Genomic DNA, 23,551 nt, shown 5'->3' with positions numbered 1-23,551 from the left:
ATTTTTACTAAATATTAAAACAAATCTGGTTCTTTTTACATATCAGGGCAGGGGAGGTATTCCCCCTGCCTTTTTCTATAATCTATTTCTTTAGTTGCTTTACAACTTCTTCACTAACTGCATTTTCCCCACCAATAACACGAAAGTTTGAAATGTCATCCATATCAATTGCTTCCATAATATCATCTGGTACTTCTTCTTTCTTCACAAGCAGGATTTCAGCACCTTCTTTTGCTGCAAGCACGGAACCTGCCAGAGCATCAGCAAAATTAGTCCCTGTTGCCACAATCGCATTGTTTGTTTGAGGAGTTAAGTGTTTCGAAATTTCGGCTGATGTTTCATAGCGGTCCAGTCCACTATAACGGGTCGCTTCATCAAAACTTTCATAAATTTCAGTGCTGATCGCATTTTCGCCACCAACGACGATTTTTTCATCAATGTCTTTTAATACCTTATTTGATGCTTTTGACAATTTGTCTTGAGCAGATAGTACAATCGGATATCCATTCTGAGCTGCATAAGAAGCAACAGAAAGAGCATCAGCGAATTGGTATGCATTTGCAACAATCGCCTTTTCAGGATCCCCATCCAATTTAGCAGCGATATTTGTCGCTGTTTCAAATCGGTCGTCACCAGAGATACGGTCTGTTTTCAATCCTAATCCTTTAAGCTGATATTGAACATACTGGGATACAGCACCTTCACCACCAAGGATGATCGCTTTTTTCGCACCTAAACGCTTGATTTCATCTTGTACTTCAGCGTTCAAACTTCCCTGCTGTGTCAATAAGATCGGTGCATCATGTTTATATGCAAGTGGAGCTCCTGCAAGGGCATCAGGGAATTTATCGCCTCTGGCAATAACCACTGTGTCTGCGGACTCCCAGCCTTTTTTAGAGATCTCAATGGCCGTTTGGTAACGATCGTCACCAAAAATTCGTTCTACCTTATTTTCAAACTGAATCTTAGCCAGGACAGGATCGTGGTCACTCGCACGTCCATCCTCTTCACTAAAATCAGAGTTGATGTTGATACTATCAATCATCGTTCGTTCTGCTAGATTATTCGTCACTAGAATATGATCAAGCACTTGAGAGTTCCCTTGATAGATATATGTGTAGCGTTCCTCTGCAGGGAGCTTTTCCATCATATTGGTCAAGACGTCCCCTTCGAGAGTATTGATTGGAGCAGAGAATTCGAAGTCGTTCAGGTCACCAAGAACCACAACGTTTGCATCTTCGACCTTTTCGTTCACATCAGTTACAAAATCATTTAGTACCTCAGCTTGTTTCAGTCTTTGTACCTCACTACCAAGCACAACCGGATGATCTGCACCAAATAATGCTCCGTCTCCACCTTTTGAGTTAAAGTGGTTAGCTACAACGATGACTTTTTCACCGTTAAACATGAATTCGGCAGCAAGTGCTTTACGGGAATCGTCAAATGCTTCGTTTGTAGGATCTATGCGTCCCGGGTTATGAGTAAGTCCATTTTCATCAACACCTACGGAAGTCACCGCATCTCCAGCTTCTTTTTCAGTCAATTGGACACGTTCAGGATTGTAGATGAAACCTACACGGATGTTTCCACCAGGCTGCCCACCATCTGTTTTATCAACTGGAGCGATATCGGTGAATTCATAAGTCGGTCCGCCCGCTTCTTCAATGGCCTTGATGATTGTTTCATAGGATGCACTGGCATCTGTCGTACCATCATCGGTTGGTCCATTATTATCCTGAACCTCAACCAGGCCAATGATATCTGGCGTTTTCATATTCGAAACAATTGAGTCAGCAATCTTCTCTACTTTACTTTCTTCAATTCCAGCATAGAAGTTTTCAATATTATAAGAAGCAATCGTTAGGTCTTCTTTCACCGGAGTGATCGACGTCACTTCCTGCGCTGTTTTCCCATCAACAACTGTAGGGAAAGTTCCTGTTGGACGGATCTTAAAGTTGCTATAATCATAGCTTACGTTTCCAGTAACGGAACCATCCAGCATATCACCTGTTTTCACATTTATATTCATGCCGTCCACGTCGATCAGCATGCGCTCAGGGTTATAATCTTCAGGAGAAATCAGTACTCCCCCTGCTCTTGTGCGAAGTTGATCTTCGCTTGTGTTCACTACAACAGGTAGTTCATCATATTTTACCGGACCGGTGATCGTGGCATCCGGGATTTCAATCAGCATCCCTTCAAGACTCTCATAAAAGTCCAGGCCGTCTGATTCGGGATTGAATGAGGTCATTTCATCATCTTCAATGATCTCAGTTGGAGGTACACGGTCTACCCCCATCATGATGGCTGCAGGTACTGTATTATCTGAAGATTCTACAGTAACGGCTGATGCTGTGATTTGAGTTGTAAGAAGATCTTTCGCATCATCGTAGCCATCTTCTCTCCACTCTTTTACCTGTCCAGCCACGTTTACTTTGTCCCCGACTTTTACAGAATTGCCCTTTGCATATACATAGATTCCTTCAGAAGTCGCCAGACTATCGTCCGGTGTCTCTTCCTGCATATAAAATGCATTGGAACCGGCCTTCGCCGTCACAATTCCTTGAACATTGGAGACGTTCATATTTTCGTAAGGAGAAGCATGTGAGTCTCCTTGAATATCATGAATGCTTAAACCATCTGCAGATTTAAGGATTTTGTAAGTGAAGGTGGAAACATCGCTTGTGTCGCCATCTTTTACAACAACTGCTTTAATCGTTACATCCGCAGTAAGTTCGATTGGTGTGGAATATTCTGGACTGGCACCAGTCGGATCCGTTCCATCGATTGTGTAATGAATGGATCCGCCTTCAGTTGCCGTTTGAAGTATAACCTTCGTTCCTTCCACGACAGATCCTGTAGCAGGATCAGCGGTTACAGAGAAGGCTGTCTCAATGACATCTGACGTAATACGCGGGACCAGTTTGTATTCGTCGAAGTTATAATCAACCACGCCCCGAAGGATTTCGTACGTTTTGCCAACTTCAAGCATCGTACTATCATTTGGTTTGATGACGAATTCACCAGAGCTGTCTGTTGCAGTGAAATTACCGTTGCTGTCTTTGGATTCCACTGTCACATCCGTAAATTCAACAAACATCCCTTCGTGATCTTCACCATTTTCAGCTGAGAGGTCTGGAGAGGTTAGAGAGGCTGGTGACGGAACTCCCTTGTCTTCTTCTGTAATTTCAACGTTTGAAGCAGATGCTTCGATTTGCTGCATTCCATAATAATCGCCCAGTTTCCCCTCTGCGATTACTTCGTCACCCGGTTTGGCAGTAAGTCCGCTTGCCCTGATGATGACACCAGCTGTTCCATCCTGGATGAACAGGTTCGTTTGTCCGCCTGCTTCGAAGGATGCTGTTGCGATACCTTGTACTTTTACCACTGTACCTTTAGGAGCTGTGCGTGCTTCAGCGATGGTGGAGAGTTCGACAGGTGTCGGTTCAGGAGCTGGTGCATCAGATAAATGAGTGCCTAGTTGATCAAAAGTGTTAACAGGTAGTGAATTCCACTCTACAGAAGGATCAAATGCATCTGATACATCTGCGTCACCATTCATAACAGTATCTTTACGGACGATCGTTACATCTTTTGCAAAATTGGCAGTTGAATCCGTTTGGCCAATGGAATCAATGATTGTTCCATTCTTTTTTAATGTGATAGGATCATTGCCATTGAAATTGATGACCGTGTTGTCTTGTATGTCAGCTTGTTCAAGGATTGCAGGATCCGCACCCGAATTAGCAAGCACTAAAACCTCTCCCGCATTAAGCACACCTGATAAAGAGAAAGTCTTATCAGCCTCTGCCGCACCATTTGTATGTAATTCCAAGGAGTAATTCGATAAATCAATTGCTTCACCAGTACCGTTATATAGTTCAATGGCTTTATTGTAACTGGATCCTTCGATATATTCAGAAATGATTAAGTCCTGAAATGTCTCGTCTGCAGCAGATACGTGCTGGGTTAAAGGCGGTGCAAACAAGCTTAAAGCCATACTGGAGGCAACTGTTACACTTAACAATTGACGCTTCATTGTTTTCCCGTTCATTTTCTTCCCCCTGTTCGTAGTTTAGTAAAGTGGTAGATTCGCCACCATCTACCAGTATACAACAGGATTTGTCATAATAGTGTAAAAATAGGGTAAATTAACTGAAATTTTGTTAGCGCTTACAATATAATTAAATACATTTGAACTATGAAAATTGACAAAGCCCGGTTCTGGAGCGGATTAACAGCTCTTGAACCGGGCTTATGATTATTTTTTAGTTAAATGGTGATAATTTTACTTTTTACAAATAAACCCCTACCCCAGGACCAAACGGAATACCCAATAAAGCAAACGTCAGAAGTAACACAATCCATACCGATAAGAACGCAATCGTATAAGGAAGCATCAGTGAGATCAAAGTTCCCAGTCCCGCTTTCTTATCGTATTCCCGCATGAATGCGAGTATCACGATGATATACGGGTTCATCGGCGTGATGATGTTCGTTGATGAATCCGCAATACGATAGGCCGCTTGTACAAACGCCGGGTTATATCCAAGTGTCGCAAACATCGGGATGAAGATCGGTGCTTCCAATGCCCATTGAGCGGATCCACTAAAGATTAATAGATTCAATAATGCTGTCAACAGAACAAAACCGATGATGGCGGCGAGTCCCGTCATATTGATCGATTCCAGGAAATTCGCTCCGCTGACGGCTACCCATGTCCCTAGATTCGTCCAATCGAAGTAAGCGATAAACTGTGCGGCTGCAAAGATTAAAACGATATAACCTCCCATGTCTTTCATGGCTTCTGTCATATATTTGGGTACGTCCCTGCTTGATTGAATTTTCTTCACTGTAACGCCGTAAGCAACCCCGATCACAATAAAGAAGAAGAGTGTGATGGGAATGATTCCGGATAAGAAGGTAGAAGGAATGAGTCCCCCATCTTCATTTCGCATAGGAGAGTCCGGCCAGGCAATCGCGACGACTAACAGGACGATGAATGCTAATCCTGCCAGGGTTGCATTTCGAAGTCCTTTTCCTTCTAAAGGACTCTCTTCTTCTAATGTTTTATCTACTTTCCCTTTATACGCTCCTAAACGGGGTTCAACAATTTTTTCTGTGACAAAAGCTCCTACAGCTGTAAGAAGGACAACAGAAGCAATCATGAAGTACCAGTTATCCACCGGTGTGACCGTTACTTCAAATGCTTTGGCAGCTTCTGTAGATATCCCTGCGAGTAACGCATCGGTTCCGGTAATGATGAAGTTTGCCGTAAAACCTGCTCCTACTCCGGAGAAGCCGGCAGCAAGCCCCGCCAGAGGATGTCTTCCCACCGTATAGAAAATCATGGCAGCAAGTGGAGGAATGATAACGAAGGCTGCGTCTGACGCCAAATTCCCCATGATCCCTACCATAATAACAGCGTATGTAATCAATCCTTTTGGAGCGTTTAAAACCGTTTTCTTAATCGCTGTCTCAAGAAGACCTACTTTTTCCGCCAATCCAATCCCCAGCATCATCGCTAGTACGAGGCCGAGTGGAGCGAAGCCGGTAAAGTTATCGAGCATGGAGGTCAGGATGTATTGGAGTCCCTCTCCGGAGACGAGGCTCTTGATCGCTAATTCTTCTCCATTTTTCGGGTGAATAACCGTTACACCCAGACTTGAAATGAACCAGGAAAATAAAACAATAAAGACAGATAAGTATACAAACAACATGAATGGATCAGGGAGCTTATTCCCTACCTTTTCGATTCCACCTAAAAGGCGAAGATATCCCTTCTCCTTTTTAGGTGAATTCGGCTCTAAATTAGGATTTGTCATGAGGTCACTCCTTCATAAAATGTTTTAAGGAATAATTCCTTTTTACTTCCGTTAATAAGTATTTCGATATTGATTGTATAAATCCTTCTTATTTTTTAATATTTATGAGAAAATTTTAAATTTACGGATTACTATCTCAGCGAATATAAAAAACCCCCTACTCATAGATAGAATAAGGGGTTTTAAGATACAGTTATTTAAGTTGGAAACGATATAACTTCCTGGGCCTTCCTCTGCCGCCGCTTTGTTCTTCTCCGCTGATTTTCACAATCCCGATCCGTTCCATTTCAGTAAGGATTCTGCGTCCGTTACGTTCGGTGCTTTTTAACCACCGGGACAGATCCTGGGACGTGATCTCCTCTTTTTCATAGTGACGGGAAAGAGAAAGGATTTTTGAAACGATGGCTGAACTGACCGAGGCCTCTTTAAATACTTCCTTCCATTCATTGCCCAAGTTGTTAAGAGTGTATGTAATGGACTCCGACGATGGAAGAATTTCCGTTACCGTCTTGTCTTCATTGACACTTATGACGATGGAAGATTCGTGCTTTCTAGCATGTTGAAAAGCAAGACGGACATGATGCTCAGCTTCCAACACGGTCACACCAAACCCTAACCCCACAAGGATATCCAGATCTGTATGGGCCTTCACTTCCTTAGTCAAAGTAGTGAAAACCGACTCCTTCTCATGAAGATCGAGTTCCCCCCTTGTTGTATAAACGAAGAACAATCCGTCCCCTAATTGAACCATGGAACCATTGATCTTTTGGGCGATATCAAGGAGATTACGTTTCAGATCCAGCTCTTGATGCTTCATTTTATAAGAAAAATGGGACTCGTCCAAGGTCTGGGTGGAATAGATGACTTCGATTCCAACGATGGCAATTTGGGATTTTTGATATTTCCTCGATTGTGCCCTCTCTAATAAATACTGCAGTATCATCCGGATGGATAAATTCGTCGGTACGACACGGTAACAAGGAATACCTGCTTCAGTGAGGCGTTTTTGAACACTTTGAATACACGTGATCGCCGTTTCAATTTCACCTTTTTCGTAGAGTGAACGGTGATAGTCTACGAGCTCATCCGGACTTCGGTACCCTTCATACGGATAGCTTGAGATTTCAAGTTGATCAAATGAGTGAAATTGAACCGCCGTTTCAATTTCCTCCTTTGAAATCGTATCGATACTGATCTTATTCAATAATGTCCGTTCTTTCATTTGTGCCTCTAATAATGCCCCAAAAAAGCTGGATCCGTGCAGGGGAGGAAAGCTTCCTTCCTTATCCGTGATCCATCCTTTTTCCAGTGCATAGTAAAAAGGGGATTGTCCCGAAAAGAACCATTGATCAACTAAGCCCCGGTTCTTCTCAAGAATCTCTTCTATCTCATTCACCCCGTGATAGGGAAAATTCATTAGTTCTATATTGTCAAAATGAGTGGCCACATGATTGATTCGCTGAATCGAATCATCCGGGCCGATGACACCAATTTTGATCATCAACTGTTATTCACCTGCTTCTTGCCGCAATACTTCAGCTAGAATCTCGACTCCTGCATACAAGTCTTCTAACGAGCTATGTTCCTTTGGATGATGACTGATCCCTTTTTCACAGGGAATGAATACTAAAGCAGAAGGCCATTTCGCTGCCATATTCATGACGTCATGCCCTGCCCCGCTGTCCATTTCGAACGTGTCGTACCCCAGGGATTCCCCTGCTTGTTTGACTCTGGTTGTCAGCTTTTCATCCAATAGAATAGAAGGATTATCTACAAGAGTTTCTACGTTGATTGTAACATTAAATTCACTCTCTAAGCTTCGACACTGTTCAATTATTTTATCGGCCATAGATCTCTTTAGGTCATCGTCGACGGATCGAATATCGATTCCCGCTTCTGCATAACCGGGGATCACATTCATGACGTTCGGTTTTACGTTCATCGTGCTGACGGTTGCTACCAGTGGTTTCTGGGACTGCTTTGATAGCTCTTCCGCCTCTTGGGAAACAAATGTGATAAGGGGAGCAAGAGCAACAAGAGCGTCCGTCCGTTTCCCCATTGGTGTCGTCCCCGTATGACCCGCCATTCCTTCCACCTTTACCTTCAACCGGATCGGACAGGCTACACCCCGGACAATTCCAAATTGAGCACCATGATCTTCGATTTGGGTCCCTTGTTCAATATGAAGTTCGATGAAGGAGAGGATTTCCTCTTGGGAGCGTTCAGCTTTTTCAATGGATGACCAGTCTAGGCCCGTTGATTCCACGGCTTCTTTCATGCTGACTCCGTGGCGGTCCCTTACGTTTTCTACTGATTTATCAAGAATTCCTGCCACGCTCTTACTTCCCAGGGTAGAAACCCCGAAACGTGCTGACTCTTCAGAGGCAAAACAGGCCACTTCAATGGAGTGATGGGGTTTGAAACCACCGTCTTTTAATGCTTTCACGGCTCCCAGTCCACATAGGACACCCGCTGCCCCGTCATATCCTCCTCCATTTTCAACCGTATCAAGATGAGATCCGGTCATGACTACTTGGCCGGTAGTCCCTTCCCACCTGGCAAATAGGTTCCCTGCCCGGTCCCTCTGTACGAATAGCCCCAATGTTTCTGCAACGCTGCGAAACACATTCATGGAAGCAATCTCTTCCTTGGAATATCCTAATCTCGTAAATCCATCGGGCTGTTCCATCGTTTCAACCAGATTTAAAGCTTTTAGAGTTGTACTTAACCATTCTTTCAACTCGCAACCTCCTCTTTTAGGTGGGATAATTTTAGAATTAGGCGTGCGAAGGCATCCACTGCAACGGCTAAAACCCCTTCTTCAAAATCAAATTGATGATGATGATGTCCGTTTTTCAATCCGGTTCCGAATACCATGAAGGTTGCTTTGCCACCCTGATTCTGAACCTCGTTCATCATATAAGTAACATCCTCTGATGCCTTTAAAGGTAAACCATTATGAATTTCGGATAGAAATGGACTTTCCTCGCCAACTTCTTTTAACCATTGAATCCATTCAGGGTTACATGCTGCTTCAACCGTCTCTCCCACTACATCGATTACGGTCTTCACACCATAAAGGTCTCCCGATGCTTGAAGGATACGCAGGGCTTCTTCCACCATGTACTGATTGATGGCAGTCGTTTCCCCTCTCGTTTCCATTTCAAGATGAGCTTCATCGGCAATGATGTTTCTGCCTGCTCCCCCTTGAAGCTTCCCGACATTGATCCTGGTCGCCCCGTCAGAATGGCGCGGGATATTGTAAAGGTGAAGGCTTGCTGCAGCAGCTGCCAATAAAGCATTCTTTCCTTTTTCAGGCTCGAGACCTGCGTGGGCCGCTTTTCCTATATAAGTGACGTTGATTTTGGATGAAGCGAGAAAAGAATGAGTCGTAGCGTACACTCGTCCAAGCTTCGTATTCCGGATTCCGATGTGACCGCTTGCAAAGTAATCGACATTCTCCAGCCAACCTTTTTTCACCATGGCTTTTGCTCCCCGCCCACCTTCTTCAGCTGGCTGGAAGAGAAGAGTGAACCTCCCAGAAAGCTGATCTTTATAAGCTGACAGGAAGCTTGCCACACCCAGGCCGATGGCAGCGTGACCGTCATGACCGCAGGCATGCATGATTCCTTCATTTTGGGAACGAAAGCCTTCTTTCGTTGGAAGGTGGTCATCAGGACCACCAGATTCCTTGATGGGGAGGGCATCGATATCAAAACGGAACGCCATGTGAGGACCAGGCTTTCCTGTATCAATTGTGGCAGCCAATCCTGTATGACCACCTTTCATTTTATCGAGCCAGCTCTTTTCCACGCCTTCTTTTATGGCACGTTCTTCTTGAAGTCCTAAATATTCCTGTGGAGGTACCCCCATTCGTTCCGTGGACTCCAGTGCATCTTTTCCAAGGTGAACTGTGAAGCCGAGGTTGATTAATTCTTTTCCGATCAGGTAGGTGGTGACATATTCAGTGAATCCAAGTTCGGGTTTCTGATGAAAGGTGCGTCTGAAGGCAGTGAGTGACGGTGAGAGTTCATTAATAAGTTGTTCAACTGTTCTCATCTTTCAAGACTCCTTTTTCAAACTTTTTCAAGGTATCCAGTGCAAGCTGGGCCATCACTTCAACCCCTTTAGGCAATGCACTTTCATTTAATTTAAATCTCGGATCATGGAGTGGGTATTGCGGTTCTGAATCCTTCACAGACGTACCCAACCAGTAGAAGGCACCTGGATATTTCTTCAGAAAACGGGAGAAATCTTCTCCTCCAAGAGACGGTGAGACCACTGGTGCAGCTTCTTCCCCAAGTACTTTTTGGGCAGCATTACGCACTTCATCCGCCCATCGGGGTGTGTTGACCGTCGCGGGGTATCCATCTAAATAGTCGATGGTCATGCTGGCCCCGAAACTTTTTCCGACACCCTCAATGATGGAGTGGAAACGACTTTTCACCATTTCTTTCACTTCCGGTTTGAAGGTTCGAATGGTCCCTTCAAGGGTGACTTCATCCGCGATTACGTTGTAGCGGTAGCCTCCTTCAATTTTCCCGATGGTGAGGACGGCTGAATCAATGGGATCCGTATTTCGGCTCACGATCGTTTGAAGCTGTGTGATGAGGTTGTTGGCAATAATGATGGCGTCATTGGACTGATGAGGCATGCTCGCATGTCCACCAGATCCTTTAACGGTAATCTTAAAACGGTCGGAAGCCCCCATGATTTCATGATGGAGAACCCCTATTTCCCCGGCAGGCAGATCCGGCCAAACATGCTGCCCGAAAATGACGTCAGGCGTATATTCGTCGAATACCCCGTCGTCCATCATTTGCTGAGACCCTCCTACAGGGGCATTCTCCTCCGCCGGTTGAAACACAAGTAGAATCGTACCTGCTATTTCCGATTTCAGTTGATTCAATACTTTTCCTGTACCAACGAGCATGGCCGTATGGGCATCGTGACCACAGGCATGCATTTTGTTGTGGATAGTGGATTTGTAGGAAAGATCATTTTCCTCCTGGATTGGCAGAGCGTCGATATCCGCTCTTAATGCGACCGTGCCTCCTGGCTTTTCTCCTTGTATAATGCCGAGGACTCCTGTTTTGGCATAGCCTGTTTTAAAGGGAATTCCTGCTTCTGCTAATTTTTTCTGAATCGTTTTCGATGTCTCGAATTCCTCTCCACTCACCTCAGGATATTGGTGAAGGTGTCTGCGTAATTCAATGACTTCATTCTCTACTGATTGGACAAGCTGCTTTAACTTCATGAAAAATCTCCTTTTTCGGTCGAATGATTATTAAGGAAAAATTCCTTAATAATACCGTTAATAGATATATTCGATATTAACTTGGAAAATCCTATGTGGATGGGGAAGTTTTTCAAAAAGAATAGTAATAGAAGAGGGACGGACCTCTTCTTTTTAGGGAAAGCCTGTCCCTATCGCATTTTTCTGTTCTAGCATTGAGTTGGAGGTCCGTCCCTCTTTCCTTTTCACCTCCCACCATTTACACTAAAAGAAATTATTATGATAAAGGATGGTTGGATGAATCGTTTTGTTGAAAGGGTGGAGCCTTATTTTTTGAGTAAGAATCCATTTGTTCAGAGATATGCGATAGAAATGTTGGAGGATACTTATTTAGTTGATGGGGATACATTTTTGACCGGGTTGAAAGCTTTTGACCGCGGGCCGGTGTCGGAATTCTCCTCCCCGGTTCTTCCTTACTTAATCTACATGCCTTTGAATGAGGATGGGATGATAGAAGTCATCAACCGATTAGACCGTCTGGGCAAAAAGGATAATGATCGGCTGTTCTATACTCAGTTACTGCTAAATGCTGATACCAATTTGTTGATTGCACAGAAGAATGAAGTAAAAAGATTTGTGGATGAAAGCCAATTAAAAGAAATCGTGAAGCTGCCTTCTTTAACGATTGATGAACTTTACATGGAGCTCGCTGGTGTCACAAATTATCTGGATGTTCATGAATATAGCCAAGCCCATTATGACCATGGTAAGAGAATCAACAGGGAGTTAATAAAAAAAGGCGGTATCGAAAGCTGGGAAGTACGGAATGGATTGAAAGAAAATGATGAGGAAAATAAGTTCTATGGTTTTCACGGGATATACATCGTTTATATGGCTGGTGAAATTCGTGAAAAAAGCGTCGTCCCTCGGTTAGTGAATCTCTTTAAAGATGAAGATGAAAGTGATCTATTATTCGAAGAAGTGGCAAATACCCTGGTGAAAATAGGGACGGAACAGGTAGTGCATGAGGTTGAAAAAGTGGCACTTTATGGTAATACTTATTTCTATACACTGGACGTACTCGGAAGAATCAAAACTAAAGAAGCGGAAAATGCGCTCTTGAGATTATTTGATCAAACAGCTGACATTACCGCAAAAACGCTGATCTCAGATTATTTATGCCAGCAGTTATCAACAGACGCGATTCCAAAAATCGAAGTGTTTATCGAAGAGGGCTATGATGCAGGAATGTTATGCCTGGAAGAATCCCTCTATGTCAACTGCATCATGAATGGGATCGATCATCCGAAACTTCCACAGTGGAGAAGTTTCATTGAAGACGTGGAACACCAATCAATGAAAGAGCAACCACTCCTCGTTCCACAACCCGTCCAAAACAGAGACAAAGTCGGACGCAACGACCCTTGCCCATGCGGAAGCGGCAAAAAATATAAGAAGTGCTGCCTATAAAATTAGGGACGGACCTCCGCATTCAGCGGAAGCCCGTCCCTTTCACATTCTTATACTAAATTTCCTGATTAGAGGTCCGTCCCTCTATTCCATAGTCCCTCTACTCCATCCACTCCGGCTTACCGAAGCCTTTAAATTCTTCATCGATGATTTTCTCGAAACCGTCTGCTTCTACTACTGCTTTGATGTCTTTCGCCAGCTGTGAGTTAACGTCCTTCGTATTTACAACCACTCGGTTTCGATACTGGTCAGGCATGTCCTCCAGCTGAAGTGCATCAAGTAAGTCCATGTCAGCAGCTAGTGCGTAGTTCCCTGGAACCGCAGATAGATCAACGCTGTCAACGGCCCTTGGAAGCTGAGCCGCTTCGATTGGTTTGAACTGCAGGTTTTTCACGTTTTCAGCAATGTCTTTTTCTGATACCGTCAATGGATCTGTATCCGCTTTTAACGTGATCAGCTTAGCATCTTCCAGGATCTGAAACGCTCGTGCTGCGTTCGTTGGATCATTCGGAATCGCAATGGCACTGCCTTCTTTGATGTCTTCAATCGAATCGAACTTCTGTGAGTAGATTCCCATAGGAGCCGTTGGTACAACAATCACTTCGGATAAATCCATGTTGTGTTGCTTTGCGAAAGTTTCCATGTAGATTTTATGCTGAAAAAGGTTCGCATCCAGATCTCCCTGAGCCAGTGCGTTATTCGGCTGGATGTAATCACTGAATTCCTTCACTTCCACCTTGTATCCTTTTTCTTCAAGACCGGGCTTGATTGCTTTTGTCACCATATCACTGTATGGTCCGGATGTAGCCCCGATGGTCACTTCTTTTTTACCTTCCGCACTTGAACTTGCTTCGTCCCCTCCGCAAGCTGCAAGAATGCTCATTGTTACCGCTAATGCCACTAATAAAATCCACTTTTTCACTTGTTGTTCCCCCTAAAGTAGTTATCGTTTATCGACTAATCGTGCAAACACATCACCCGTATATTGGATGAGTTGAACCAAACAAATTAAAATGACGACGGTCGTGATCATCACCGTGTTGTCATATCGGTAGTACCCGAAGCGGATCGCCAGGTCACCGACTCCGCCTCCACCGACGATGCCGGCCATGGCTGAATAGGCAACTAAACTGATCGTTGTAATCGTAACAGCTTGAATCACTGCCGGTCGCGCTTCCGGTAACAGCACGTCCTTGATGATCATCCAGGGACTCGCCCCAACGGATACCGATGCTTCGATCACTCCTTTGTCAATCTCCCTGAGCGATGTTTCTACCATTCTCGCAAAAAACGGAATTCCCGCTACAGAAAGTGATACGGATGCTGCCGTCGGTCCGATCGTGGTACCGGTCAATAATTTGGTTAATGGTAAGAGTGCGACTAATAGAATGATGAACGGAACCGAGCGCACCATATTGACGACAAATCCAACCACCTTTTTGATCAAACTATTTTGTAAAAACAAGCCTTTGTCTGTTACGAAAAGAAGAATCCCGAGAGGTAATCCCACCAAAATCGCAACTCCCAGGGAAATCCCCACCATATACACCGTTTCAAAGAAGGCTTTATTCAATTCTGGTAAAATCGCAGTCAATGAATCAGGCAGCATTTTCAAGCACCTCCAAGCTCTGCGTCTTCAACGTGATATATTCAATCGCTGCCTCGATCTCTTCATGGGAGCCGATCAGTTCCATGATAAAAATCCCGAGTGGCACTTCCTGAATATATTCAATCTTGCCGTGAAGAATATTGCCTCGCACTTTGTATTTCTGGAACACTTCTGAAACGACGCTTTCCTCTGCGATCGATCCTTTGAATTGGATTTTGATCAGCTTTCCTTTTCTTGATTCCACAAGGTGTGGCGGTAGTTCAAATTGAAGGATCGTTTCAATGAATTGTTTCGTTAAAGGCTGCTTCGGTTCGGCAAACAGGTCGTAAACCGGACCTTCCTCCACGATTTTCCCATCCTGCATCACGGCCATCCGGTCGCAGATTTCTTTCACCACTTCCATTTCGTGGGTAATGAGGACGATCGTCAAACCCAGTTCTTTGTTGATCTTTTTCAATAGCTTCAAAATCGATTTCGTCGTATTCGGGTCAAGTGCCGATGTCGCTTCGTCGCAAAGTAAAACAGATGGGTTATTCGCCAAAGCTCTCGCAATTCCGACTCTCTGCTTTTGTCCTCCGCTGAGCTGGGCCGGATACGCGTCGGCTTTGTCTGAAAGACCGACCATATCAAGGAGATCGACGACCCTGGGCTTGATCTTCGCTTTCGGTACACTGGCCGCTTTCAAGGCAAAAGCCAGATTGTCAAACACCGTTTTCGATTTAATCAGGTGAAAATGCTGAAAGATCATACTCGTTTTTTGACGGGCGAGTCTTAGTTGTTTGGACGTGAGCTTCGTGAAATCCTGTCCGTCAATGATGATCTCACCCGATGTCGGGGTTTCTAATAGATTCAAGCAGCGAATGAGTGAACTCTTCCCCGCTCCACTGTATCCGACGATTCCAAAGATCTCACCCTTTTCAATCTTTACGGAAACGTTATCGACACCGACCACCGTTTGCTTTTTTGTACTGTACGTTTTCACCAAATTCCGAATCTCGATCAATGTGCACACCCCTTTTTTCATCCAATAAAAAATGCCTCTTTCAACTGAAAGAAGCATCGCCTGTTTATCTCGACTTATCTCTCAGAATGAAATCATTCTGCAGGAATTGGCACCGTTCCAATACTGGAGGTTGCCGGACGTCATAGGGCCTGATCCCTCGGTCACTCTGGATAATTGAAAGTATGTAATTTTCTAAATTCTTATCTTATAGAGGATAATACTGGGTATCGTAGGGGAAGTCAATAGGGGATTTTCCATATTCTTTATGTAAGCGTTATCTTTGTTGATAGAATAGGGTGGAGAATTTTTGTGAACATGAAAAAAGTGTCCCCCAATTAAGGAGAACACTTTCACTCGATTACATCACATCATAATCCGTCACATTACGCTCGACCACTCGAGCTCCTTCCACACTCACAAACATTCCGTTCGAGCTTCCAAACACATTGGTCGCGATCAGGTTATCCATCGCTGCTTTCACCGTCACCGTATCAATCGGCTCGATCGGGTCATTGATGGATAGTTTCCCTGACTTCCCCGTTTCCGTCAGGAATTCCAGTTCTAATACTTTTGCCATACCGTCTCCTCCTTTCTATGAAACTATCGATTGTCCTTACTCGTTAATGTCAAAGGTTTCGACCTTCTCGATGTTGTTTAATCCCTTTGATGAAAGACTTGCCACGGATAAAGCCGCGCTGTTCATCTCATCCGCCGTTGCCAGTGCATTGATGTAGCTATACGATTTGTACACAATCTTAGGATTCCCTTTCTCATCCAGACCATCATTGTAAGCCAATCGTATTCTCGTAGATTTCAAATCCGCTGTTGCCATGTGCCTCACCTCCTTTCACCCTTTATATAGGGGATAAGGAGAGTGATGGACACCCCCTTTGAAAAAAAGAGGGACGGACCTCCACTCCTAGCACCAGCTCCTAGGAATGGAGGTCCGTCCCTCGTTCTTAATAAAGTTTCCCTTGCCTGTATAGAACAGTGGATAGTTTCATGACGGAGTGGATGTAGCAGTTTTGGCGAAGTGGGAATGGGTCGCCGAAGAATAGTGGCAGGACGGTCTCCATGGTTGTTTTCATTTTGTCGTAGAGGAGGTTGAATACTTCTTCCTCTGTGTAGAACTGGGTTTCCCGTCCTTGCAGCCATTCGAAGTAGGAGACGATGACCCCGCCGGCATTTGCCAGGATATCAGGGATGATGATGACACCTTGATCACTTAAATATTTATCCGCTTCTGTTGTAATTGGAGCATTGGCTCCTTCCACGATGATTCTTGCTTTCACCTTTTCTACATTATCCTTGTGCACCTGATCCTCTAACGCCGCTAACATCAGGACGTCCACATCCAGGTACAAAACCTCTTCACGGTCACGTATCTCTGCCTTCACGCCGATTTCCTTCAACTGTTCATCCTTCGTGGGAAGATCTCCCTTATTTTTCATTGTAAACTCAACCAATGCCGGAATATCAAGACCATCCGAGTTGAACAACGTCACATTCCGGTCACTCACCGCCACCACTTTATTCTGTAAATGAGTGGATTGATGGGCTTCAAGTGCCGCAACCGAACCTACATTCCCGAATCCCTGCACTGAAATCGTCAAGGGACGGTCCTCAAAATCGAGAGCTGTTTTCGCAAAGACATTATCCGTCTTCGTTAATAGACTCTTCTGTTCCCTTACAAAATCATGAACGAGATAGCGGAATGTAAAGAATACACCCTTTCCCGTCGCTTCTCTCCGGCCTAACGATCCGCCGTTCACAACGCTTTTTCCCGTAAAGCTCCCTCTATAAGGCATTCCCGGCCGGATGCTCTTGTACTCCGCCATCATCCAGTCCATTTCACGTTCCCCTGATCCCATATCAGGAGCAGGGATATCTTTATCGGGTCCAAGGACATCGCTGAAATATTGGACATACTTCCTCGCAATCAGATGAAGCTCCTTCTCCGTATACTCCCGTGGATTCAGGATGATACCGCCCTTCCCTCCACCGAATGGAACATCATGAAGGGCATTTTTCAACGTCATCAAGGAAGCCAGATTCACGACCTCTTCCTCATTCACCGTCTCGTGAAAACGGATCCCGCCCTTATAAGGTCCCAGGGCATTATTATGCTGAACGCGGAATGCAGGGATCCGGACCACCTTTTCATCCTCCAATGGAATCCTTAAATACGATTTATGTACGTGGTTCGGTGTCGATAGAATGGAAGTCAGCGACGTAAACGCTTTCTTTCTTGTCTCACCTTTCACTTCGGGCAAAAAAGATCCATCCTCTAGTAAAGCATCCAATGACTTCTGAACAATATCTCTCGTTTGGCTGATCAAATCGGGTCCCTCCTATAAATTCAAAGAAAATAATGGTATATACTATAGTGTTACCCTGTCACCCCTGGTTAAAAACGACTATTCTTAAACTCTCATATCGACATCTCCCGCCAAGCAGACAAGACCACACCCTTAAAAAGATGTGGTCTTCAACAGATGCGATTTAATGACTGCTTTTTCTAATGACAAGCTCGGATGAAATAAACACTTTATGTGTCACTTTCTGCTTCTGCTCAAGACGCTTCATCATGAAGTCAACAGCCGTTTCCCCCATGATTTCGGTTTGGACTTTGACAGAACTAAGTGGCGGATACACATACTTCGCGACACTTATATCATTGACACCGATGATATTCACCCGGTCGGGTACACTGATCCCTTCCTCATGAAGAGCGCGCAGGGCACCGATGGCAAGGGAATCATTTCCGCAGAAGAAGGCCGTCGGCAGTTTGTCCCCGTGCTCGGCGATCGCCTTTTTCATTAAGTCAAAGCCATCGTCCACCGTAAAAGCACCGACATACATGGCGGATTCTGACAGCATCCCTTTTTCGCCAAGATAAGTCTTGAAAGTAGCTTCCCTGGAATCAGGAATATACTCTCCGCCATTTTCTTTGTATGTTTCCCGGCCCCCGATATAGCCGATTTCGGTGTGTCCTTTTTCAAAATAATAGTTCAACACTTTTTTCGTAGCGATGGAGAAATCAGTGAGAACAGAATCGAAATCCTCACCCTCTGGACTGAAGTCAACGAATACGATATTCTCTGTTATGCTGTGGAGCTCCTGCACCTGTTTCGGACTGAACTTTCCGATTGCCACCACACCGTCGAATTCTTCTTTCTTCATTTCCTCGAAATCATTTTGAAAGTACTTCACCAGATTGAGCCCGTATTGCTGACAGCGCTGCTCTGCACCAAGGCGGATCGACATATAATACAGATCGTCCAGTTCCTCTTTTTCCGTGTACCAGTTAAAAATCGCGATACTGGATTCCATTGATTTCCGTGGTGCTTTCTTTTTCTTATATTCCAATTCCTCGGCAATTTCAAAGATCTTTTGTTTTGTCTTATCCGGTACAGATAAACTCTTGTCGTAATTCAGTACCCTTGAAACCGTGGAAATCGAGACACCCGCCTTTAACGCAATATCTTTAATCGTTGCCATTTTAAAATCTACCCCTGTTCGTTTAATACATGAAAGCTATACCTAGTCGAAGCTTTATATACTTCCCCTTTTTTGACCATGACCGATGGGAAATGCGGGTGGTTCACGGCATCCGGGTATCCTTGTGCTTCAAGGCAAAGGCCGAGATGTTCGCGTCCTCGGGCACCGCCTGTCAAGAGATCGTCGGTCAGATGATTCCCCGTATATAGAACGACCGCTTCCTGATCCGTTTCCACCGTCATCGCTCTTCCGCTTTCTTCGTGTGAGAGGACGATTCCCTGATTTCCTTTATTTAAAACAAAGGCATGGTCATACCCTTCCCCTTGGCCGGACTGCATTCCTTCATAAATGGTTTGTCCGTCATGAAAATCAAAGGCTGTCCCCTCTGAAGGAATAAACTTTCCGGTCGGCACTTTATCACTGGAAAGCTCAAGGATCCAATCCGCCTTCATTTGCAATCTGTGAGACAGTATATCTTCTTTGTAATTACCGCTCAAGTTGTAGTAGCTGTGGCTCGTCATGTTGATGGGAGTGTCACAATCCGGTTCTGCCCCATACTCAATGAGAAGTTCATTGCTGTTCGTCAGGGAGTAGGTCACATCCACCTTGACGTTCCCAGGATAACCCTCTTCTCCGTCACGACTCAAGTAGGACAGGCAGACACTGACTTTTTCCTTTTCAACGGACGCTTCCTCGACTGCCCATATCACTCTATTAAATCCTATTTTACCACCATGCAAGTGGTTGCCGCTATCATTAGAGGTCAGCTCAACTTTTTTTCCCCGGGAAGGGTAGTTTGCCTTCCCGATTCTGCCGGCAACCCTTCCTATCAGGGCACCATAATAGTGGACGTGCTGAACGTATTGCTCTAACGTATCGAAACCAAGGACGACATTCTCAAGTACCCCGTTCTTGTCCGGGGTGATGATTTTTGTGATGGCCCCTCCATAAGTAATGAACGTCATTTCCATACCGCTATCATTTTTTAACGTGTAGGACTCAACCGCTTTTCCGTCCATTTCGCCAAATGGCTTTTTGATCACATCCATGTTCATTCACAATCCTTTTTCAATTCGCATATCACGCAGTCATAAGGCTGTAACACCACTTCACCAAACGTTTCCTCATACCCATTGTGGTTGATGATCACCTGATACGTTTTAGCTTCGACTGTCCTCGTGACAACCTCTACCCCCGGATTTGTTTCCAACGTTTCAATGTTTGTATCACTTGTGATTTTCCTTGCAAGCACGTCCATGATTTCTTTTTCGATTCCCGCACCGATATAGTACGCTTTCCCCGTGCCGAATTCATTTTCTGTTACACAGGCGTACTCATTGTAAAATGCGTCGTCATAGTGATAAAGGGATTTGGCCGTAATCGGATTCACCAGGTCACGCCAGTATTCAGCTATTGTCGTACGACCTGAATCCGTTGACACGACAGGAACGGCTTGTCCTTCATGAAGCGATTCTGATTCCTCCACTTCAATGCCAAGCAGCGGGGACAGTCCTCCCGGAATCATTTTTCCGAATACCAGATTGTTATCTTTATCCTTCACTCCTGCACGGTACGACACAATGACAGTCCCTCCGTTCTTAGTGAACTCTTCAAGTCTCGCCGTCAATCTGTCATCCATCAGCTGAGGCACTGGTACAAGTACTACCTTGTATTGTGAAAAATCCTGATCGTATTTCAACACATCGATCATCGTGTTTTGTTTATGAAAAGGTTCATACAAACGAAGAACTTCTTCCGTAAAATCAATGCTCGGATTCTGCTGTTGAATTCGCCAGGACCATACATTATCGAAATCGTATAGAAGAGCGACATCCGCTTTTACCGGTGAATCAAAGAGGGTCTGATATTCTTTTACTTCACTGAAAAATTGTTTCACTTCATTGAATTTACGCGTCGTCCGGTTATTGGCATCAAGGATTCCAAGACAATATTGCTCAGCTCCGCGATTCATTCCACGCCAGCGGAAGAAAAGCATATTGGAACAGCCGTGAGCAAAGGCGTGCCATGCCCATGCCTTTGCTTGATTAGGTCTTGGTAAATACCCGATCACATCATGACCTTGAGCTCCCATTAATTCTTCAACGATCCAGAAATTTTGTTTCTTTAATCCCCGTACAAAATCGAGTGTCATCGAAAGGTGGGCCGGGGAAATCGGTTCCTTCAAGCCTCCCCACACGGGATAATTATCGTAGGAAACAAAATCGAGATCTCTCGAAAATTCATTATGATCAAACCATTTTCCAAAGAAACCGCCTGGGAGGTTCGTTGTCACGGTTTGATGAGCGCCTTTCAAACGTCTGGCAAGCTCTACATGTTTAAGGGCAAAGCCGCTCAATGAAGCTGAACGGAAACGGGACCAGTCCAGCATCATGGCCGGGTTATGAACCGTGATCGTTTGTTTGGGTACGGGGATTTCAGAGAACCTGTTATACGTATGTCCCCAGAAAATCGTTCCCCAGCGCTCGTTCAATTCGTCGACCGATTCATATTTCTCCTCGAGGAACGATTGAAAAGCACGCTGGCAGCTGGAGCAGTAACACATATCACTATCTTCGTGACCAAATTCATTGTCGATTTGCCATGACACGATGGCTTCTTCGTCACGATAATGATTGATCAGCTTTTCAGCGATTCGCATGGAGTAGGTTTGGTACGTTTCAGAGTTATAGCAATACTGCCTTCTTCCCCCGAACGACTTTTTCACACCGTTGATATCTTCAATGAAAATATCGGGATGTTTAGCAGCAAGCCACGCAGGAAACGTAGCTGTCGGTGTCCCGAACATCACTTTCATATCGTATGCCTTCACATGCTCGATGACATGATCAAAAAAAGAAAAATCAAAGCTGCCTTCTTCCTTCTCCATCAAGTGCCAGGCGAACTCGCCGATCCTGACCATATTTACACCCATGTCTTTCATCCGTGAAAGGTCTTCGTCAATCAATTCGATATCCCAATGTTCCGGGTAGTAATCTACGCCTAAATACATATTTATCACCTGTTTTAGTTTAGTATAGAGAAGATAAGAAACCTGTTCATCGGTTTCTTATTTCACTTGGAAATTACGTTTCTTATTCTGTGTTGGTTTACTCAATAGCATTTTACACTTTTCGACAAACGGATCATAAAGTAGCAAAATTGGATCATATATTAAAATTTTGGATCAAAAAACGGATTTTTGGAATATAAAGTGCCGAATCCGGATCATAAAATGAAATTCTGGTTCATAATATGTCCGAATCGAATCATAAGTCTTGAAAAAGAACTTCTAAAATGAAAGATTGCATGCTTTTTTATCATTTTGACCTATTAATGACTCTGTTTAGCCCGTTTCACCCAAAAAATCCACCTTATTCTTCTTGAAAAGCAGTCGAATCGGTTCAAAACCTATTGAAACCCATCCACAAACCTCATAAATGCCTTCTGTCCTCTTTCATCCCGCTTGAATACTCCGGCATCTTCAAGGACACGGGAGAATTTCACTCCTAATTCTTCTCTGACGATGCCACCGACATTGTCAATGGTCACTTCGCCTTGGTAACGGTCCTTCAACTGTTCCACCCATGGCTTATGGTAGTCTGCCACCTGATGGGCTTCACCCAGCAGGGACTTTTCAACTTCCAACAATTCATCTTTCAAGCGGGCCGGCAGAACGGCAAGTCCCATCACTTCGATCAAGCCGATGTTTTCTTTCTTGATATGATGGACATCTTCATGAGGATGGAATATGCCCATTGGATGTTCCTCATTCGTCCGGTTGTTCCTTAGGACGAGGTCCATTTCATACTTCCCGTTTCGCATGCGGGCGATGGGTGTAATGGTGTTGTGAGGTGTGTCCCCGGTAAAGGCAAGGACCTCAACTTCATGGTCACTATACCCTCTCCACCCTGATAAAATATCCTCCGCTGCATCTAATAGTGCTTCCATGTTTTCACTGTTCAAGCGGATCACCGACATCGGCCACTTCACAATCGCAGCTTCCACTTCAGGATGATGGCTCATAGAAAAGGGGTATTCTTTTTCCGCCTTCGCCATGGCAAAGTCATAATGTCCACCCTGATAGTGATCGTGGGAAAGGATCGATCCACCGACTATCGGAAGGTCTGCATTCGAACCGGCAAAATAATGAGGGAACTGGTCGACGAAATGAAGCAGTCGCTCGAATCCGGCACGGTTGATTTCCATCGGACGATGGGTTTCCGATAACACAATGCAGTGTTCGTTGTAATAGACATAAGGTGAATACTGCAGCATCCAGCCTTCATCAGCAAGATTCAAGCGAATCATCCGATGATTGACCCTGGCAGGGTGACCTATTCTCCCCTGGTACCCTTCATTTTCAATACATAATAAACACTGTGGATACGTCTGATCCTTTTTCGGCATCGACTTTTCCAGGGCAATTTGCTTTGGATCTTTTTCCGGCTTGGATAGATTGATCGTAATATCAAGTTCCCCGTATTCGGTATCCACCTTGTAGCTGATGTTTTGACTGATCCGCTTCGTCTGGATGTAATTGCTGTCCTGACTTAGCTGGTAAAAGTAATCGGTTGCCTGTTTGGGATCTTGTTTATAATGGGCAGCAAACGTTTGATTGATGACAGATGGACGTGCCACAAAACAGTCCATCACAGTAGCCGTGAACATTTCTTTATGATCAAACAGATCTTCGATGATTCCATTTTCCACTGCATAAACCGTTAATGTTTCAAGCAGGTCGGGAATGGAGAAATCGTCGAATGAATTTGTCTTTTCAGTCTTGTACTCTTCCATTTTTAAAAGGGCAAGGATCCGGTTCCGGGCATAGACTTCATCCTCTTTCCCGATTAGTTCCGCCTCTATCGCCTTTTTGACAATCGCATCAATGGTCAAGAAAATGCTCATCC

Annotated in this window: 17 protein-coding genes and 1 riboswitch; of the genes, 1 reads left to right on the top strand and 16 read right to left on the bottom strand. The window is 44.6% G+C overall.

Features of this window, described 5'->3' with window-relative positions:
• Window positions 1–82: 82 nt before the first annotated feature.
• The 6 genes from ACOSV2_RS15640 to ACOSV2_RS15615 form a co-directional block, all read right to left on the bottom strand.
• Window positions 83–4,054, bottom strand: a complete 3,972-nt coding sequence (locus ACOSV2_RS15640) for a cell wall-binding repeat-containing protein (protein ID WP_428975946.1) — start codon at window positions 4,052–4,054, stop codon at window positions 83–85.
• Window positions 4,055–4,295: 241 nt separating this feature from the next.
• On the bottom strand, window positions 4,296–5,825 hold the full coding sequence (locus ACOSV2_RS15635; RefSeq protein ID WP_428975945.1) for an AbgT family transporter: 1,530 nt from the start codon (window positions 5,823–5,825) through the stop codon (window positions 4,296–4,298).
• Window positions 5,826–6,018: 193 nt separating this feature from the next.
• Window positions 6,019–7,329: a hypothetical protein gene (locus tag ACOSV2_RS15630; RefSeq protein WP_428975944.1), complete on the bottom strand. Its 1,311-nt coding sequence runs from the start codon at window positions 7,327–7,329 to the stop codon at window positions 6,019–6,021.
• 3 nt (window positions 7,330–7,332) lie between these two features.
• Window positions 7,333–8,565, bottom strand: coding sequence for a M20 family metallo-hydrolase (locus ACOSV2_RS15625; protein WP_428975943.1), 1,233 nt, complete (start codon window positions 8,563–8,565; stop codon window positions 7,333–7,335).
• On the bottom strand, window positions 8,562–9,884 hold the full coding sequence (locus ACOSV2_RS15620) for an amidohydrolase (protein ID WP_428975942.1): 1,323 nt from the start codon (window positions 9,882–9,884) through the stop codon (window positions 8,562–8,564). Before ACOSV2_RS15620 ends, ACOSV2_RS15625 begins: the two co-directional genes overlap by 4 nt.
• Window positions 9,871–11,082 carry a M20 metallopeptidase family protein gene (locus ACOSV2_RS15615; protein WP_428975941.1) on the bottom strand — a complete coding sequence of 404 codons (1,212 nt, stop codon included), beginning with the start codon at window positions 11,080–11,082 and terminating at the stop codon, window positions 9,871–9,873. The genes ACOSV2_RS15620 and ACOSV2_RS15615 overlap by 14 nt, the downstream gene beginning before the upstream one ends.
• A 276-nt stretch (window positions 11,083–11,358) precedes the next feature.
• On the opposite strand from ACOSV2_RS15615, the gene ACOSV2_RS15610 reads away from it, so the two are divergent.
• Window positions 11,359–12,531, top strand: coding sequence for a HEAT repeat domain-containing protein (locus ACOSV2_RS15610; RefSeq protein WP_428975940.1), 1,173 nt, complete (start codon window positions 11,359–11,361; stop codon window positions 12,529–12,531).
• Between the two features lie 100 nt (window positions 12,532–12,631).
• Here ACOSV2_RS15610 and ACOSV2_RS15605 read toward each other — a convergent pair whose 3' ends face one another.
• The 10 genes from ACOSV2_RS15605 to galT form a co-directional block, all read right to left on the bottom strand.
• Window positions 12,632–13,453 carry a MetQ/NlpA family ABC transporter substrate-binding protein gene (locus ACOSV2_RS15605; RefSeq protein WP_428975939.1) on the bottom strand — a complete coding sequence of 274 codons (822 nt, stop codon included), beginning with the start codon at window positions 13,451–13,453 and terminating at the stop codon, window positions 12,632–12,634.
• 21 nt (window positions 13,454–13,474) lie between these two features.
• On the bottom strand, window positions 13,475–14,140 hold the full coding sequence (locus ACOSV2_RS15600; RefSeq protein ID WP_428975938.1) for a methionine ABC transporter permease: 666 nt from the start codon (window positions 14,138–14,140) through the stop codon (window positions 13,475–13,477).
• Window positions 14,130–15,143, bottom strand: a complete 1,014-nt coding sequence (locus ACOSV2_RS15595) for a methionine ABC transporter ATP-binding protein (protein WP_428975937.1) — start codon at window positions 15,141–15,143, stop codon at window positions 14,130–14,132. The genes ACOSV2_RS15600 and ACOSV2_RS15595 overlap by 11 nt, the downstream gene beginning before the upstream one ends.
• A 71-nt stretch (window positions 15,144–15,214) precedes the next feature.
• Window positions 15,215–15,320, bottom strand: a riboswitch (SAM riboswitch).
• Window positions 15,321–15,501: 181 nt separating this feature from the next.
• The gene (locus ACOSV2_RS15590; protein WP_428975936.1) at window positions 15,502–15,720 is read right to left on the bottom strand and encodes a DUF2922 domain-containing protein; all 219 of its coding nucleotides are present in this window, start codon (window positions 15,718–15,720) and stop codon (window positions 15,502–15,504) included.
• A gap of 36 nt (window positions 15,721–15,756) precedes the next feature.
• Entirely contained in the window at window positions 15,757–15,975 is a 219-nt protein-coding gene (locus ACOSV2_RS15585; protein ID WP_113970394.1) for a DUF1659 domain-containing protein, read from the bottom strand.
• 127 nt (window positions 15,976–16,102) lie between these two features.
• Window positions 16,103–17,482 carry a Glu/Leu/Phe/Val family dehydrogenase gene (locus ACOSV2_RS15580; RefSeq protein WP_428975935.1) on the bottom strand — a complete coding sequence of 460 codons (1,380 nt, stop codon included), beginning with the start codon at window positions 17,480–17,482 and terminating at the stop codon, window positions 16,103–16,105.
• Window positions 17,483–17,645: 163 nt separating this feature from the next.
• The gene (locus ACOSV2_RS15575) at window positions 17,646–18,644 is read right to left on the bottom strand and encodes a LacI family DNA-binding transcriptional regulator (RefSeq protein ID WP_428975934.1); all 999 of its coding nucleotides are present in this window, start codon (window positions 18,642–18,644) and stop codon (window positions 17,646–17,648) included.
• Window positions 18,645–18,652: 8 nt separating this feature from the next.
• Window positions 18,653–19,693 carry an aldose epimerase family protein gene (locus ACOSV2_RS15570; RefSeq protein ID WP_428975933.1) on the bottom strand — a complete coding sequence of 347 codons (1,041 nt, stop codon included), beginning with the start codon at window positions 19,691–19,693 and terminating at the stop codon, window positions 18,653–18,655.
• Window positions 19,694–19,695: 2 nt separating this feature from the next.
• Entirely contained in the window at window positions 19,696–21,654 is a 1,959-nt protein-coding gene (locus ACOSV2_RS15565; protein ID WP_428975932.1) for a beta-galactosidase, read from the bottom strand.
• 398 nt (window positions 21,655–22,052) lie between these two features.
• On the bottom strand, window positions 22,053–23,549 hold the full coding sequence (galT, locus tag ACOSV2_RS15560) for a UDP-glucose--hexose-1-phosphate uridylyltransferase (RefSeq protein ID WP_428975931.1): 1,497 nt from the start codon (window positions 23,547–23,549) through the stop codon (window positions 22,053–22,055).
• Window positions 23,550–23,551 lie beyond the last annotated feature (2 nt).

This window comes from Rossellomorea sp. DUT-2 (assembly GCF_052665285.1).
This window is presented reverse-complemented; position numbering and strand designations above follow the sequence as displayed.

Coding starts and splice junctions, on each gene's coding strand:
- ACOSV2_RS15640 (WP_428975946.1), bottom strand. CDS start 4,054: ATGAACGGGAAAACAATGAAGCGTCAATTGTTAAGTGTAACAGTTGCC.
- ACOSV2_RS15635 (WP_428975945.1), bottom strand. CDS start 5,825: ATGACAAATCCTAATTTAGAGCCGAATTCACCTAAAAAGGAGAAGGGA.
- ACOSV2_RS15620 (WP_428975942.1), bottom strand. CDS start 9,884: ATGAGAACAGTTGAACAACTTATTAATGAACTCTCACCGTCACTCACT.
- ACOSV2_RS15615 (WP_428975941.1), bottom strand. CDS start 11,082: ATGAAGTTAAAGCAGCTTGTCCAATCAGTAGAGAATGAAGTCATTGAA.
- ACOSV2_RS15610 (WP_428975940.1), top strand. CDS start 11,359: ATGAATCGTTTTGTTGAAAGGGTGGAGCCTTATTTTTTGAGTAAGAAT.
- ACOSV2_RS15600 (WP_428975938.1), bottom strand. CDS start 14,140: ATGCTGCCTGATTCATTGACTGCGATTTTACCAGAATTGAATAAAGCC.
- ACOSV2_RS15590 (WP_428975936.1), bottom strand. CDS start 15,720: ATGGCAAAAGTATTAGAACTGGAATTCCTGACGGAAACGGGGAAGTCA.
- ACOSV2_RS15585 (WP_113970394.1), bottom strand. CDS start 15,975: ATGGCAACAGCGGATTTGAAATCTACGAGAATACGATTGGCTTACAAT.
- ACOSV2_RS15575 (WP_428975934.1), bottom strand. CDS start 18,644: ATGGCAACGATTAAAGATATTGCGTTAAAGGCGGGTGTCTCGATTTCC.
- ACOSV2_RS15570 (WP_428975933.1), bottom strand. CDS start 19,693: ATGGATGTGATCAAAAAGCCATTTGGCGAAATGGACGGAAAAGCGGTT.
- ACOSV2_RS15565 (WP_428975932.1), bottom strand. CDS start 21,654: ATGTATTTAGGCGTAGATTACTACCCGGAACATTGGGATATCGAATTG.
- galT (WP_428975931.1), bottom strand. CDS start 23,549: ATGAGCATTTTCTTGACCATTGATGCGATTGTCAAAAAGGCGATAGAG.